Raw genomic sequence first — 16,150 nt, 5'->3', positions numbered from 1 at the left:
TGTATTTTTTTGAGATAAATACAAAAATAATTATTTCTATTTAGAGTATTCGATTACTTCATTTTGAATTGGAGAATAATCTGTTTTTTCTTTTCCATCAACAATAATTTTATCGAAATAACATTTTATTCCTGTTGCTTGATTTGAGTTTTCCGTATTTTGAATGTGAAAATGTAAATGAGGTTCAGTAGAATGACCAGAATTTCCACAAAGTGCTAACCCATCACCTTGTTTTACTTTTTGTCCTTCCTTTACTTTTATAGAATTCTGTTTGAGATGAGCAAAAAATAAATATTCATTGTTTTCTGTTTTCAGAATCACTGTATTTCCTGTAATAAACTGATTATTGACTTCTCCTACCTTATTATCTTTTATTCCATCTACTGACAAAACAATTTCTCCATCACAAGGTGCAAAAATTTCTTGTCCAAAAGCATAATAATCTTCATTCTTTTCTGCATTTGTTGTATAGGTTTTTCCATTTTTCATAATCAAAAAATCAAACGCATTCTTCTGTGATTGGCTTTCTACATGATAGTTTTGCTTTTCTGTATCTCCTCCCCAAGTAACTGTCCATTTTCCCTCAAAAGGCAAGATGAGTTTAGTCTGATTACGTTCAGGTGTAGGTATTTCAGTAATTTCTTCATAGGGTTTAATAAACAATCCATTTATTTTGCATTGATTATCTACCGAAATATTTAATGCTGCTGTTCCTTTTTCAAATTTCGTTTTATAGACAGCATAACTCCCTTTTTCATACCTAGAGAACTCTCTTTTTATTATTTTTCCTGTTTGTTGGTATGAATTTTTCAAAAATAATCTAGTTTCTTCCAAAGGCATTGCTTTTTTCATTCCATAAGAAAACATCTCAAAAATGCTATCATAATCAAAATTATTGAAATAATTATCAAAATTTTGTGCTACTTTTTCATAACTCTCTGTTTCTTTAAAGTCGTTATTGGTTTGAGCAAATGAATTTGAAAGTGTAAAAAGATACACAAAACAGAGCGCAAAAAACGAAAGTAACTTCATACAGATAAAATTTAGGTATTATAATTTTGAAACGAAAATTACAAAAAAATAAAAGTAGTTTAGTTATATTTCTATTTTAAGTTTTATTAAAAAATTAAATTCAGACATTCTTTTCTATCTATTTTACTTGTCTGTGTCATAGCAAAATTAGAAATATAAAAACATTGTTTGGGAGTATGATAAGCAGGCAGATTTGTTTTGAGATGCTGTAAAAGGTCATTTTCAAAATTTTTATCAAATGGTAACCCTTCAATAATCAAAATCACTTTTTCGCCTAATGTTTCATCAGGTATAGAAGAAATAAAGAAGCGTTTTTGTAAATCTAATTCATAAAAAGCTCTTTCAATAAAACCTTCTATTTTTTCTGGAAAAACTTTTACACCTCCTGTATTGATAGCAAAATCTGCACGCCCAAGCCACTCAAACTCATTGTCATTTTTTATATCTACCAAATCGTTTGTTGTGATTTCTTTTCCCAAAGTGTGAGGCGCAGAAATAACTAAACAACCACGCTGATCCGTTTTTATATTTACATTTGGAAGTGTTTTGTAGGTATCCGAAATTTCCTTTTTTCCTTTTCCATTAAGCCTTTTCAATGCAATATGAGTAACAGTTTCGCTCATTCCATAAGTAGAATAAATTGGAACTCGGTTGAGAGCTTTTATAGAACGAATTTTTTTGAGAAGAGAATATGAAACAGGCGCACCACCAATAATAATTGCCTTCATCTGACGCAAAATCGCAATTTTCTCAGGTGTTTCGTCTAAAATAGTTTGTAATTGCATGGGAACAAAAGCAGCAAAATCAAACCACATTTTTTCATCAAAATCTTCTAAAGGGTTACGTTTGGGAGGAACTATTATCATTTCTGCATCTAATTCCATTCCCCGAACTAGCATCATTTTTCCTGCAATATATTCTGTGTTTAAGCATATCAGAAAACGCTCATCTTGCTTCAAATTCAATGCTTTAGCTGTTGCCAAAACACTATTTTGCATTTGTTTTCTAGTAAGAGTAATTGGTTTTGGAATGCCTGTTGAGCCTGATGTATGAACTATAAATTCATTTTTATTGCTCTGCCATTCCATACAAAAGCTAATTACAAGTTGGTTATAAGAACTACACAAAACTGTTTGAGAAAGCTCTGAAATTGAAACTTTTTTGCCTATTTCTCCTTTACAAACTTCAAGGGGAAAATATAGACTAGATTGAGAATGAGTAATAGTAGTATTTTTTAATAGAGATTCTGACATAATGAGTTATAAAAATAGTGATAGAATTGTTTTGCCTAAATTGTTTTATTAAGGTCTGAATTTAGTAAGTTAAAAAAATGAACTCAATTATATAACTTTAAATGAGCGTAGTTTGTTAAAGGAAGTACAAATAAACATAGTTTAACAGTATATACATAAACCTTGCTATGTAGGTAATATTGATTAAATTATTATAGTAATTGGTAATAGAAAAATAGTGAATATTTGAACTTACTTGAAATCAATATGTTATAAACATAAAACAAAAGCAGCCTCTTTAATCTTGCAACTTTCTAATAAAATACATAACTTTGTAGAGTTGTGTTATTATTCTAATAAATCAACTATTTTAATGGCTATTTTCTATTTATAATTAATTTGAAACATTTTTTTTATTTTATTTCTATATTGCTTCTATAATTTTTTACTAAAATAGGATTATCTACATTATAAAAACTTTAATCTTTTAAATTAATTCAAACTATTTTTTTATAATAAAATAGTGATAAAATAATATTATTATGTTTCTTTCTTTTGAAAAAATGCCTTCTTATTCTCGTATTTGGATTTATCAGTCTGATAGAGAACTTACAGATAGTGAAGTTGTGGCAATTACGAATGTTTTAACAAATTTTATTGAAAATTGGCAAGCCCATGGTAACTCTTTAGTTTCGTCTTTCGAAATTCGTCATAAGCGTTTTTTAATTTTGGCAGTAAACGAAGAACTTACAAAAGCAACAGGATGTTCTATTGACAAATCTGTAGCACTTATGAAAGCTATTGAAGACGAGTTTAAAATTTCACTTTTTGATAGAACCAAAGTAGCTTATTTTGATAAAGAAGATAAAATAAGCATTACCTCTCTTTCTAAACTTAAAGAACTAGTTATTGATCAAAAAATCACTTCTGATACAATTATTTTTGATAATTTGGTTCAAATAAAAGAACAGTTAGAGTCTCAATGGCAAAATAAGGCTTCTAATACGTGGCTTAAACGTTATTTTCAGAATGTGCTTTCATAGGCTTTGTATCATCGTGAGACACCGACAAGGGCTTCTCAGAATTGATTGTCATAAATTCAACAAATCCTAAAACACAAAAACCCTTATTTCTTTATTGAAATAAGGGTTTTTATAGTTGAAGAAACAATTCTATTCAAATAAGAATAGATTATTTACCTTCGTCATTTTTCATGTCATCTTTCAATTGAGAAAGTGCAGAATTGTCTCCTAATGAACTAGTAGTTTCCAAATCTTTAGAGTTTTTCATGTCTTTAGATTTTGAAGCTGTTTCTTTACTAGCTTCTCCTTTTGGAGCTTTTGCTTTCTTTGCAGGAGCTGCAGTTTCTTCTTTTCCACTACGGTATGTAGCTACGTGAGAAAGAATAATACGTTGCTCGTCTTTAGAAAACTCTACTACTTTGAAGTCGATGTTGTTTCCAACCTCAGCAGTTTTACCTGTTTCTTCCAAAGTAAGGTGTTTTGTAGAAGCAAATCCTTGTACACCGTAAGGAAGTTCGATATTTGCACCTTTGTCATTTTTGTTCACTAAAGTACCTTTATGTACACTGTTTGGTGTAAAGATAGTTTCGAAAGTATCCCAAGGATTTTCTTCCATGTGTTTATGACTAAGAGCCAAACGACGTTGTTCTGTATCAAGTTCTAATACTTGAACTTCTAATTTTTCGTTTACTTTGATAAATTCAGATGGGTGTTTGAATTTACGAGTCCAAGAAAGGTCAGAAATATGAACAAGTCCATCAATTCCTTCTTCTAACTCTAAGAATAAACCGTAGTTAGTAAGGTTACGAACTGTACCTGTATGACGCTCACCAGAAGCATATTTAGTTTTAACTTCTTCTTTCGTCCAAGGATCTTCAGTAAGTTGTTTGATACCTAATGACATTTTGCGCTCTTCACGGTCAATAGTCAAGATAACTGCATCTACTGTATCATTGATACTCAAGAATTCTTGTGGATTACGCAAGTGTTGCGACCAAGACATTTCTGAAACGTGAATCAAACCTTCTACACCTGGTTTGATTTCTAAGAATGCACCATAATCAGCAACATTCACAATACGTCCGTTTACTTTTGTACCTACTTCTAAAGTAGCTTCAAGCGAATCCCAAGGATGCTCTTGAAGTTGTTTCATACCTAATGAAATACGTTTTTTGTCTTCATCAAAATCAAGAACAACAACATTAAGTTTTTGGTCAAGTTCTAATACTTCATTTGGATGAGAAATACGTCCCCAAGAAATATCAGTAATGTGAAGTAATCCATCTACGCCACCCAAATCAACAAAAGCACCGAAGTTAGTGATATTTTTAACCACACCTTCCAATACTTGTCCTCTTTCAAGGTTGTCAAGAATTTGTAAACGTTGTTTTTCAAGATCTTTCTCAATAAGAACTTTATGAGAAACTACTACGTTGTCATTTGCATAATTGATTTTGACAACTTTCAATTCCATTTTCTTATCCACATATACATCAAAATCACGAATTGGCTTAACGTCAATTTGTGAACCTGGTAAAAATGCTTCAATACCAAAAATATCTGCAATCAAACCACCTTTTGTACGGCGTTTGATAATTCCTTCGATAACTTCATCTCCTTGATGCGATTGCTCAATTTTTTTCCACGCCTGAAGAGCCATTGCTTTACGACGAGAAAGTAAAATTTGTCCGTTTGCGTCTTCTTGTTTCTCTACATAAACAGTTACTTGGTCACCAGCTTTAAGTTCTGGTAAATCTCTAAATTCTGAAAGAGATACAAGTCCGTCTGATTTATGACCGATATTTACGATAGCTTCACGATCTGTAACGCCTACAATTGTACCTGTAACAAGTTCATTTTCTGAAAACTCAGTAAGTGTTTCTTCGTAAAGGTCTGCAAGTTCTTGTTGACGTGAATCTTTATAGCCAGCACCAAAGCCTGTTTTGTTAGACTCTAATTCTTCCCAATTGATTTCGCCTGCTGAAGTGTTTGAATTACTCATATAATAAAATAAAAAAGACAATTACTTTCAGGCTTGTCGTAGTGCCTGCCTTTATAGCATTTTTTTTAACTGGTAATAAAATCAATTAAAAGAAATTATGCTTATAAGGTGTTTAATTAACTGTGATAAAATAATTTGAATAAAATTCATTTAAAAAAGAAATAAAACTCAGAATAAAACAAAGTAAGTTATTGATTTACAGAATTTTACATATCTGTTTGAAAATGAGTTACAAAGATAAGAACTTTTGATAGGAAAAGGAAATTTTGTTTGTTTTATTCTTCTTTATTTTCCATAAACCAGCTAGAATATTTTATATAATTGGTAGCAATTCGTTCTAACATTTCTCCTCTTTCGCCAATTGGTTTTACTTTTTTTGCAGGCACTCCAGCATAAATAAATCCACTTTCAATTTCTGTTCCTTCCAAAACGACTGCACCTGCTGCTACGATACTTCCCGTTCTGACAATTACACCATCCATCAATCTTGCACCCATTCCTATCAAAACATTATCTTCAATAGTACAGCCATGAACGATAGCATTATGTCCAATACTTACATAATTTCCGATAGTTGTCGGAGCAGTTTGATAAGTTCCATGAATAGTGGCATTGTCTTGAATATTGGTATGATGACCAATTTTGATATAATTTACATCGCCACGAATAACAGCACTAAACCAAACACTACAATTATCACCCATTTCTACTTCTCCTACAATAGTTGCATTGGGAGCAAGAAAACAATCTTTGCCAAATTTTGGAGAAAAACCACGAACAGGAAGAATTAAAGCCATATTTTTTAGAGTTTTAAAGATTTGAATTTACTTAGAAGGTTGTTTTAAGAATACATTTAATTTCAAATTAGCAAACTATCCCTTAACTTTCAAAATTGTATTTCCTTCCAAAAAGCCATCTAGTAAAACAGCTTTTGCAACTTTATTATTCTCATCTCTCTCAAAGCGAATAGAAGCATCACTTTCAAACATAAAAAACTGATTTTCAGATTGTGGTTTTAGCTCCACTTTATTTTCTCCCATCAGTACAAACAAACTATCATTTTCAGCTACAAAAGTCAAGTTCATAGTTGAATTCATTGCATACACGCCTTCATATTCTTTCAATAAATCTGGGTTAATAGCTATTTCTTGACGAAGTAAAGGAAGCTCATATTCTTCATTATTCAATATTTTTTCTATACTTTCAGACATTTCTCTAGCAACTGGATGCTTACGATTACTCAAAATAAGAACTGTTCGTTTTTTATCATTATCTTTTTTGAGTGAATAACTAAAGCCATCATTCATTAAATACCCTTCTTTATCCAAACTTTGATTTTCAAAATTATTTACAAACTTAAAAACATCTTTTACTGTTGCTTTTATTCCTCTACTACTAAAAGCCATACTATCTTGATACTTTGGTGATGGGGTTATTTTTAACCCTTGGTTTCGATAATTATAAAATAAATAACCGATTGCAAGATGAGTTGTATCTGTTTTATGAAAATAAGTGCTTTCCAAATTCCATTTTTGAGCATACTGTTCCAAAACCTCTGAAAATGTTTTGTTCGTGACTTTTTCAATAACCAATCCTAAAATATTATAATCTAGTTCAGATTGAATTTCTGCTGCTTTATCATTTTCATTATTTGATAGATTTACATAATCAATTAACGAATAGGTTTTATTCGGATTTACTTCTTGTATTTGAGCAATTGTTTGAAGGTTTGATTTATGATTTAATAACTCTTCGACTGTAAAATTCTGTTTTATTTGAGGAATATATGTAGCTATTTTTTCATTTGATTGTATCAAATTTTGATTTATCATATCTCTAATAATAGCCTCTGTAAAAAGCTCAGAAAGATGCCCAATTTTGAAAGCTGTACTGTCTGTAAATTCTTTTATAGTGACATAATCTGCCAAACCATAGCTTTTATTAAAGATGATAGAGTCATTTTGAGCAATCAATAGTGTACCACTAAAACGCCCTAAATCAAGATAACGACTTGCCAAACTATCGATTTTATCATAATTTGTAGTTTCTTCACTTGGACTGGATACAATTTCTTTTTTTTCTGTATTTGATTTACAGGAAAATAAAAATACAATAACGAAGATAAGATATACTGTTTTTTGCAACATTAGAGTAGATAAGTTTGGATTTTATTTGAATACTTGAAAGCAAATTTAGATAAATTGCTTTAAAAGCAAAAAACCTATTCTCTCAAGAGGAAGGAATAGGTTTTTAGTTTACATTGGTTGTCCTTCTATAAAGCCTTCTTCTTCAAAATTATCTGTATCTGCTCCAGTATTAACATTCATTACTCTTATCTCTCTATCTATTTCTGTTTCAATATTTGGCTCTTCCATGTCTTCTCCAACTTCAATTTGTTTACGTACCACATTTTTTACTTTTGTAGAAGATTTTTTTATATCAAGTGATGTTGCATTCAAGTCTTTATATATAAGACTTAAAACCAAATATTTACATTTAGTTTTAATTTGCTCATAATGTTCTTCATCTTTAGTTAAAACAGTTATAGAATGATTTACATAAATGTAATTGGGTTCACTTAAGAAATCATTTATAGCATTTATTGCATTTTCTGATAAAGAAAGGTTATCCACCTCTTCAATTTCTATTTCAAAAATCTTATGTTTAGTTATTGACATGTTTTTCTATTTTAATGAAAGCTGTTTTTATTTTTTCGCATAGTTTAAAAGCATTTTCTAACACTTTTTTTTGTTCGTTTTCAGAAAGAGTATCTACTATGTCTAGCAAATGTCTAATTACATCTTGTTTAGTAATTGTTGATTTACTAGAGGAAGATAAAAATGTCTTATAGTGTTGATTAACATGATTGACAATAGGAGTTTCCAAAGGCTCAATAGATTTGAAATCTTGATATTTTTTCTCAAAAACTTCTAACCCACTTAAAGAATGACAATATTTATTAAATGCTTGGATATATATTTCTTGAGGAAATAAATCCTCAAACGTTCTATCCTTTTTATCACTAAAAACACTATTTATTTCTATTTCTTCCCAATCAGCCTCTGCGATATTTTTCTTGTAGGATTTGTTCTTTTTTATGTTCTCTGCTTCTGCATCGCTATCTAAAATAACAATACCAGAAAGTTTGAGATTATTTTTTCCAAGATAGTTTATAGCTTGTGGAATATTTGTCACTCCATCAGCATTATAAATATTCATCCATTCTAAATCTCTAAACTTTGTGTCTTGAAAAAGGCGATGAAAAGCTAATTTTTCTGTATTTCCTTCTACAACTAAATTAATATCTCCAATTAGAAAACTATCATTGAGCATAATACCTAGTTCTTTTCGTAGAACTTGATATTTATTAAGAAATGGTTTTTTCTTTATTTGACTACCAAGTGTTTCAGATTTATCTACGAAAATTAAAGAATCTAAGCAGTTTCTAATTACTAAAAATGGATTATGTGTAGTATAAAATATTTGAGAATTTTCTGCTATTTCATCAAAAGACTTTAATAAATCTTTAGCTCCTTTTGGGTGTAAACTATTTCCAGGTTCGTCTAGTAGTAAAATTGAGTTTTTACTTTTGCTTATATGCTTATTATATAATTTATTGATTAAAAATGCAAAATAGTATTGAAATCCAGGACTTCTTTCTTTTATCGAATAACTATTTTTAGAACTATCTTGTATAATTAAATCTAACTTATTATTAAATGTAGTAACTATTTTTATAATAATACTACCGTCTTGTTTATAATGTTTTTTGAAAATTGCATTGAGCTTCGTTTCTATTTTAGAAATATATGTAGTAACGAAAGAAGTATCAGAACTATTCAAGTACTCAAAATCTTTACAACCTCCAATTATTAATAGTCTTCTAAAAGTTTCAAATTGCCTATCTTCTCCTATTAAATCTTCTACTGTTGAAGGTTCAATCAGTAAATCTTCTTTTTCAAAATAAGTAATTGTAGGATATAATTTGGTAAAAAATTCATCGTAAAACTTAGCTTTATCAGTTATCATCTTTGATAATTCTAGACCAAATGAATCTTTCTGAATAATTTTGATAGATATATTATTCAATCCATTTCCCCATCTTTTTAATTGCAACAAACAATTATCTGAACTTCCAGCAGGAAATTTGAGTTCTTTTTCAGAAAAATGGCTTTTAAGTATATTCTTTAAAGTAGTAAAATCTGTTTTTGATAGTTCAAACAAACCGATTACCATAGGAAAACCTTCAGGGTATCTTTCAGAACTTTTATTTAATAGATTTGTAGTAAATTCCGTATCTAAAATATTCAAATAACTCGTTGCAAGAATTAAACTTGACTTACCACTTTCATTTTTTCCTACAAAACAAAGTTGATTTGAATTAACATCAATGGTTTCCCTTTTTACAGATTTAAAATCTATAATTTCAATTTTTTTTAAACGCATAATTATTTAGGGTAATAAGATAACTTTATCGTTATATAAGTATGTGATTGATTTTGATGGTATGTTACAGGTATAATATCTTCTTGTATTACTTTAGCAATTTCATCTGAATTCAGTTCTATAAATTCATCACGTTTATCAGTAGCTTTCTTTATTACCTCATCTATTTGCGAAATAGCTCCTATTCCAGTAAAATAGACAGTTTTTAATAATTTTTCCATGTAGATGTTTTTTATTTTAAATGTATAATTATTTAGGATAATAAGATAACTTAAGGATAATAATTAGTATAGTATTATTGTAAATTTCTGTAGTAATATTTTCTTCTATTACCTTTGCTATTTTATCTGTATTTTCTTCTATGAAAATATCACGCTTTTTAGTTACTGCATCTATTGCATAATCTATATGAGTTATTGCTTGAAGTCCTTCTCTTGTAGAAAAGTAAACTGTTTTTTGTAAATTTTCCATTAAAAGTCTTTTAAAATTTATTTTTTTTAAATATACAAAAAAACCTATTCTCTCAAAAAAGAAAGAATAGGTTTTTATAAAAATATTTTGCCATTGTTGGTATTTTCACCAACGACCTTAAAACTATATTAAATCCACTTTACAGTAAAATCAATAAGTGATTGAACTTCTGATTTGTAAGGAGGGTACATCAGTTGAGGTGCGCTAAAACGAGTTGGTTGTTCCAAAACAGCACGTTCATTAGAGAAAGATCTAAATCCAAAAATACCATGCGCTTTTCCAATTCCACTATGATTGACACCACCAAAAGGTAAATTATGTTGGAAATAATGAATAACAGTATCATTAATACAAACTCCACCCGAAGAAGTAGAAGCAAGCACATTATCAATCGTTTTGCGCTCTTGTGAGAAAAGATACAACGCTAATGGCTTATCTTTTTTATTGATTAAATCTAGTGCGTCATTCAGATATTTATATCGAATAACTGGCATAATAGGACCAAAAATTTCCTGTTGCATTACTTCCGAATCCAAAGGAACTTCTGACATAATTGTTGGAGCAATATAACGCTGCTCTTCTACAACCGTTCCTCCTGTATGAATAACTGCACCCTGCCCTTTTGCTTTTCCGATAAGCTCAACAAGTGTTTTATATTGTTTTTCATTGATAATGCGTGCATAATCTGGAGAATCCAAACGTTCGCCAGAAGATTGTCCGTAAAATTCACTTAAATATTTGAGCATTTGTTGGATAAGTTCGTGTTCGATGTCTTCATGAACCAACACATAATCAGGAGCAATACAAGTCTGACCTGCATTTAAGAATTTACCCCAAACAATTTTTTTGGCTGCCTCTTTAATATTTGCTGTTTCATCAACAATAACGGGTGATTTTCCACCAAGTTCAAGGGTTACAGAAGTCAAATTTTCTGCTGCAGCCTTCATAATTGTTTTTCCTACGGCTGTACTTCCTGTAAAGAAAATATGGTCAAATGGCTGTTGAGTCAAATATTTTGATACTTCTACTTCACCTTCTATAAAGGCTACTTCATTTTCTGCAAAAACTTCTTTGATAAGTTGTGCCATAATCGCATTCGTATTTGGCGTATATTCAGAAGGTTTCAAAATTACACAGTTTCCTGCTGCAATGGCAGAAATAAGAGGAATTAAGATTAAATTTACTGGGTAATTCCAAGGTGCAATAATCAAACAAACACCTTTTGCTTCGTAACGAATATAGGATTTTGAACCTAAAAGAGCCACAGGCGTGCTTACAGATTCGTCTTTCATCCATTTTTCAAGATTCGAAATAGCGTGTTTTATTTCGTTTGATGTAGGATAAATTTCTGATAAATCGGTTTCTGCTTCTGGCTTTCCAAAATCTTGACGAAGAGAATGATGAAAAGCTGAACGATAATTGAAGAGTGCATCTTGCAAACGTTTTAGTTTTTCAATACGCTCTTTTGATGTTGTTTTTGAAACTGCCCAACGATTATTTTGTTGTGCTTCAAAAATTTCGTCTATTTGTTTTTTAAAATCTTCTTTTGAATTATCTTTTGCGCCTGAATTTGAGTCTTGACCTGCAAAAGAAACGGAATCGGCTTGAATTTCGCTCATAATTAATTTTGGTTGTCTAAGTAGTTTCTAAAAACTAATGGTTTCTCAAAACCCTTAGGGTTTATAATAATTTCCTTTATGAAAAATAAAATGTATTCTTTTAGTGCTTCTTTGTGTCTGTTATTGTGTGTGTTTGTGCTTAGTTTGTCAGTTCCAGTTTTTGGACAACAAACAGAGCCTCAACTACTAAGATACGAACTTTTTGAACATAAGTTGTTCGTCATGCATAATAATTCTACAAATGAAACAGATTCGATGGCTTATCGTTTGCTTTTTCCCAAAAATTATGATTCTACAAAGAAATATCCTTTAGTTTTATTCCTTCATGGTGCAGGAGAACGTGGCGATAGTTCGCTTACTGTCAAACATATAGGAGCTTGGGCATTGCAAGAAAAAAATAGAAAAGATTATGAATGTTTTGTGCTTGTTCCTCAATGTGAAAAGAAGAATAAATGGGTAGAAGTAGATTGGTCGGCAGATTCACACAATCAACCAAAAGAAATGAGTAAGTATATGAACTTGACAGTTGAGCTTTTGGAAGAGTTAGAGAAAGAACTACCAATAGATTCGAATAGAATTTACCTTACAGGACTTTCGATGGGAGGATATGGAACGTGGGATTTGGCTGCACGTTTCCCTCAAAAGTTTGCAGCTATTGTACCTATTTGTGGAGGTGCAGACGAAAAAACAGCAGATTCTTTAAAATATATGCCTATTTGGGTTTTTCATGGAGCATTAGACCAAACCGTAAAACCACAACGCAGCCGAAACATGGTAGAAGCAGTGAAGAAAACAGGAAACAAAGACATTTATTATACAGAATACGAAAAAGTAAGACACGGAAGTTGGAAATCTGCTTATGAAGATGAAAGCATGTGGAAATGGCTTTTTAATTGTGTCGTTGGTGAGAATACCAACAACGGAGAGTAATCATTATAATTGTACGAAGCAACGTTTTCATAAAAAGCAACATCTAAAAGGTCAAATACAGATTATGATGTTATTCAAAAACCACAAAATTATGAAAACCACCTACTTTATTACTCTTCTATTTTTCTTTTTCTCGCTTTCTACTTTTGCAAGTGAAAGCGATTCTAAAACTTCAACTCAAAAAGAAATTACTATAAATCAAATTGTAAAAAAATCAGAAAAAACTAGTATAAAAAAACAGAAAAAGCTCAATTTCAAAGAGAGATTAGCTTTAAAACTTGTCAAGAAGAAAATCAAAAAAGCACAGAAAAAACAGGCAAAAAAAATAAAATCTGATGGAGATGGTTTCTTTGCTACCATTTTAATTTCAGTTTTACTTATTTTGGGAGGACTTATAGGAGGAATTATTGCTCTTGCATTTGGAGAAATTTTACTTGGTGTTTTATTACTTGTAGGAGGTTTAATTTTTGTTCCTCTGATTTTAGTTTTAATTTTACTCTCACTTTAGCAAGTTGTGATATGTTAAGCTATTATTTTCAATTCTAATTTTCAATTTTATCAAAACTCCTTTTTTCTCCGTCATAATTCCCACCTACAATCGTGTAAATTTGATTGTAGCTACTTTAGATTCTATTTTTAATCAGGTTTTTGACTCGGAAGTAGAAAACAAAACTGTTTCTTATGAAGTTATTGTAGTAGATGATGGAAGTACAGACAATACAAAAGAAATCATTGAAAAAACTTTCTTAGAGGAAAATTCTACTAAATTTGAAAGCCGTTTGAGATACTTTCAAAAAGAAAATGAAGAGCGTTCGGCAGCACGAAATTTTGGTATCTCAAAAGCTAAAGGAAATTATATTCTCTTCTTTGATTCGGATGATTTTATGCAGCCTCATCATTTGCAGACGCTTTATGAAGCAATAAAAGCAAATCCAAAAGCACAGTTTTTGGCAACAAAATTTGAGTTTGAGAATGAAGGTAAAATATTTCCTTCTCACATTTCACACTTAAAGGAAGGTTTTTATGATTATAAATTGATTTTAGAAGGTTCTTATTTTGGTACTTTAGTTTGTTTTGATAGAAAATTGATTGAAACTAAGGAAGGCTTAAAACCATTTCCAACTGAATTTAATATTTGTGAAGATTGGATTTTTTTGTTTAGAAATCTATTTGCTCACAACATTCCGATTTATGTAATTGATAAAACAACAATTACGGTAAACGACCACCCCAATCGTTCGATGGCAGATAATCAAAAAGTTATTTCAGCAAGATTAGAAGCCACTACTTTTTTAGAAAATGAAGTATCCCTTTCAGATGCTGAACTGATTATTTTAAAAGGTCATTCCTATCAGTTTTGTGCTGTTCATTCCTATATCGATAAAAACAGAAAACAAGCCTTTTATTTTTGGAAAAAAATGGTGTCTTATTTAGGTTATAATAAAAATACACTAATTTTAGGAATGAAGATTTTGGTAGGGAAAAGTTTTATTGAGAAATTGAAGTAATCTTTAAACCTATAAGGTTTTCAAAACCTTATAGGTTTGGTTTGTTTAAAATCCGTATCTTTCAGATTATTTTTATAAAAAAGATTTTCCTTCTAAATTATCCATTCTCAATTTGTCATGATACTTGAACTTGCCGACTGGCTCATCATCTTTTCTTTTCTACTTCTTACTTTAGGAATCGGAATTTATTACACCAAAAAAGCAAGTGGCTCAACCGAAGACTTTTTTCTAGGTGGTCGCAATCTTCCTTGGTGGGTGGCAGGTACTTCTATGGTAGCTACTACGTTTGCAGCCGATACGCCTCTTTTGGTTACAGAATTAGTAGTAAAAAATGGAATTAGTGGAAACTGGCTTTGGTGGAACGGACTAATTGGAGGAATGCTTACTACTTTTCTTTTTGCTCGTTTGTGGAGAAAAGCAAAGGTAATTACAGATTTGGAGCTAATAGAATTGCGTTACTCTGGAAAAGCTGCTAAATTTTTACGTGGTTTTCGTGCTGTTTATTTAGGGCTTTTTTTTAATGCTGTCATTATTGCTTGGGTAAATGTGGCACTTGCAGCTCTTTTGCAAGTGTTTTTTGATATTCCTGCAAATCAGACTATTTATTATGTAGCTGCTGCAATGGTTATTGTAGTTATTTATTCCAGTCTTTCGGGACTTTTGGGTGTTGCTATTACTGATGTTTTGCAGTTTGTTTTGGCAATGACAGGTTGTGTTGTTCTTACTTATTTAGTGTTGGATAGTCCAAAAATTGGGGGAGTATCTGGTTTGATAGAAAAGTTACCAGCAAATACACTTAATTTTTTCCCTCAAATTGAAGATTCTAGTAATACAGAATTAGTAAAAAATGGATTTCAAATGCTTAGTATTAGTTTGGCTACTTTTTTTGCTTATATAGGCATTCAATGGTGGGCAAGTTGGTATCCAGGGGCAGAACCAGGGGGAGGTGGATATGTGGCTCAACGTATGATGTCTGCTAAAGATGAAGAACACGCTTTTAAAGCAACCTTGTTTTTTCAGCTTGCACATTATGGTCTGCGCCCTTGGGTGTGGATTTTGGTGGCTTTATCAGCTATTATTTTATATCCAAATCCGATAGCAGGAGAAGAAAAGTTAGGTTATGTTTTGGCAATGAAGGACTTTTTACCTACAGGTTTGCGTGGTCTTTTATTGGTTGCTTTTTTTGCAGCCTATATGAGTACCATTTCTACACAATTAAATTGGGGAGCAAGTTATATAATTAATGATTTGTATCAACGTTTTTATAAGCCAAAAGCAAGCTCAAAAGAACTTGTTACAGCTTCAAGAATTGCAACATTTGTAATTATGCTTTTTGGAATCTTGGTTACTACACAAATCACCTCATTAGAAGCTGCTTTTGTATTTTTAATAGAAGCAGGAGCAGGACTAGGAGCAGTTTTGATTTTGCGTTGGTATTGGTGGAGAATAAATGTGTTTAGTGAACTCGCTGCAACTATTACACCTCTTATTGGAGTCATTTTAAATAGAACTGTTTTACATTTAGAATCTCCATATTCTTTATTTTTTATTTTAGGATTTACGACAGTTGCTTGGGTGTTGATTACATTTTTAACAAAACCTACTGACGAGCAAACACTACAAAAGTTTTACGAACGAGTACGCCCACAGGGAAGTTGGCAACCTATTCGTATTTCATTGAACCTTCCAAAACCAAAAAATCAGTTGCCGTATATGATTGCAGCTTGGTTTGTCGGAATTGCTTTAGGATATAGCTTTTTGTTTGGAATTGGATATGCTATTTTTTCTAAATGGATGCTTTTCGGAATTTCTTTTGGAATTTTTATAGGAAGTGTTTTAGCTATAAATTGGCTTGTCAAAAAAATTGCAGAAGAATAAGACAATTTTA

At 30.8% G+C, this 16,150-nt stretch carries 15 protein-coding genes; 5 read left to right on the top strand and 10 right to left on the bottom strand.

All coding sequences use genetic code 11. From position 1 onward, the window contains the following. Positions 1–36 precede the first annotated feature (36 nt). Both V9L04_RS13485 and V9L04_RS13480 read right to left on the bottom strand, forming a co-directional pair. Positions 37–1,032: a peptidoglycan DD-metalloendopeptidase family protein gene (locus V9L04_RS13485; protein WP_338790336.1), complete on the bottom strand. Its 996-nt coding sequence runs from the start codon at positions 1,030–1,032 to the stop codon at positions 37–39. An 86-nt stretch (positions 1,033–1,118) separates the two neighbouring features. After that, positions 1,119–2,285: an AMP-binding protein gene (locus V9L04_RS13480; protein ID WP_338790335.1), complete on the bottom strand. Its 1,167-nt coding sequence runs from the start codon at positions 2,283–2,285 to the stop codon at positions 1,119–1,121. Positions 2,286–2,806: 521 nt separating this feature from the next. On the opposite strand from V9L04_RS13480, the gene V9L04_RS13475 reads away from it, so the two are divergent. Next, a complete protein-coding gene (locus tag V9L04_RS13475; protein ID WP_338790334.1) occupies positions 2,807–3,307 on the top strand; it encodes a hypothetical protein in 501 nt (166 codons plus the stop codon). 148 nt (positions 3,308–3,455) lie between these two features. On the opposite strand, the gene rpsA is transcribed toward V9L04_RS13475, so the two are convergent. The 8 genes from rpsA to V9L04_RS13435 form a co-directional block, all read right to left on the bottom strand. Then, on the bottom strand, positions 3,456–5,288 hold the full coding sequence (gene rpsA, locus V9L04_RS13470; protein ID WP_338790333.1) for a 30S ribosomal protein S1: 1,833 nt from the start codon (positions 5,286–5,288) through the stop codon (positions 3,456–3,458). Between the two features lie 275 nt (positions 5,289–5,563). After that, positions 5,564–6,085, bottom strand: a complete 522-nt coding sequence (locus V9L04_RS13465; RefSeq protein WP_338790332.1) for a gamma carbonic anhydrase family protein — start codon at positions 6,083–6,085, stop codon at positions 5,564–5,566. 75 nt (positions 6,086–6,160) lie between these two features. Beyond that, positions 6,161–7,435: a serine hydrolase gene (locus V9L04_RS13460; protein ID WP_338790331.1), complete on the bottom strand. Its 1,275-nt coding sequence runs from the start codon at positions 7,433–7,435 to the stop codon at positions 6,161–6,163. A gap of 108 nt (positions 7,436–7,543) precedes the next feature. Continuing rightward, positions 7,544–7,966 (bottom strand): hypothetical protein, encoded by a 423-nt coding sequence (locus V9L04_RS13455; protein ID WP_338790330.1) that lies wholly within the window; start codon positions 7,964–7,966, stop codon positions 7,544–7,546. Continuing rightward, positions 7,953–9,734, bottom strand: a complete 1,782-nt coding sequence (locus V9L04_RS13450) for an AAA family ATPase (protein WP_338790329.1) — start codon at positions 9,732–9,734, stop codon at positions 7,953–7,955. Before V9L04_RS13450 ends, V9L04_RS13455 begins: the two co-directional genes overlap by 14 nt. Before the next feature lie 2 nt (positions 9,735–9,736). Continuing rightward, positions 9,737–9,955 (bottom strand): hypothetical protein, encoded by a 219-nt coding sequence (locus V9L04_RS13445; protein WP_338790328.1) that lies wholly within the window; start codon positions 9,953–9,955, stop codon positions 9,737–9,739. A 28-nt stretch (positions 9,956–9,983) separates the two neighbouring features. After that, positions 9,984–10,205, bottom strand: a complete 222-nt coding sequence (locus tag V9L04_RS13440) for a hypothetical protein (protein WP_338790327.1) — start codon at positions 10,203–10,205, stop codon at positions 9,984–9,986. A 128-nt stretch (positions 10,206–10,333) separates the two neighbouring features. Beyond that, the gene (locus V9L04_RS13435; protein ID WP_338790326.1) at positions 10,334–11,824 is read right to left on the bottom strand and encodes an aldehyde dehydrogenase family protein; all 1,491 of its coding nucleotides are present in this window, start codon (positions 11,822–11,824) and stop codon (positions 10,334–10,336) included. 78 nt (positions 11,825–11,902) lie between these two features. Here V9L04_RS13435 and V9L04_RS13430 point away from each other — a divergent pair, with 78 nt between their 5' ends. From V9L04_RS13430 to V9L04_RS13415, 4 genes are all read left to right on the top strand, one after another. Further along, positions 11,903–12,754 carry a prolyl oligopeptidase family serine peptidase gene (locus V9L04_RS13430; protein ID WP_338790325.1) on the top strand — a complete coding sequence of 284 codons (852 nt, stop codon included), beginning with the start codon at positions 11,903–11,905 and terminating at the stop codon, positions 12,752–12,754. A gap of 91 nt (positions 12,755–12,845) precedes the next feature. Beyond that, entirely contained in the window at positions 12,846–13,262 is a 417-nt protein-coding gene (locus V9L04_RS13425) for a hypothetical protein (RefSeq protein WP_338790324.1), read from the top strand. Positions 13,263–13,362: 100 nt separating this feature from the next. Further along, complete coding sequence (locus V9L04_RS13420) at positions 13,363–14,262, top strand: glycosyltransferase family A protein (protein ID WP_338790323.1); 900 nt, start codon at positions 13,363–13,365, stop codon at positions 14,260–14,262. Between the two features lie 117 nt (positions 14,263–14,379). After that, entirely contained in the window at positions 14,380–16,140 is a 1,761-nt protein-coding gene (locus V9L04_RS13415; RefSeq protein WP_338790322.1) for a sodium:solute symporter family protein, read from the top strand. Positions 16,141–16,150 lie beyond the last annotated feature (10 nt).

This window comes from Bernardetia sp. MNP-M8 (assembly GCF_037126285.1).
GTDB lineage: Bacteria > Bacteroidota > Bacteroidia > Cytophagales > Bernardetiaceae > Bernardetia.
Note: the sequence above shows the minus strand (reverse complement) of the source record. Positions and strands in the feature narration are given on the sequence as shown.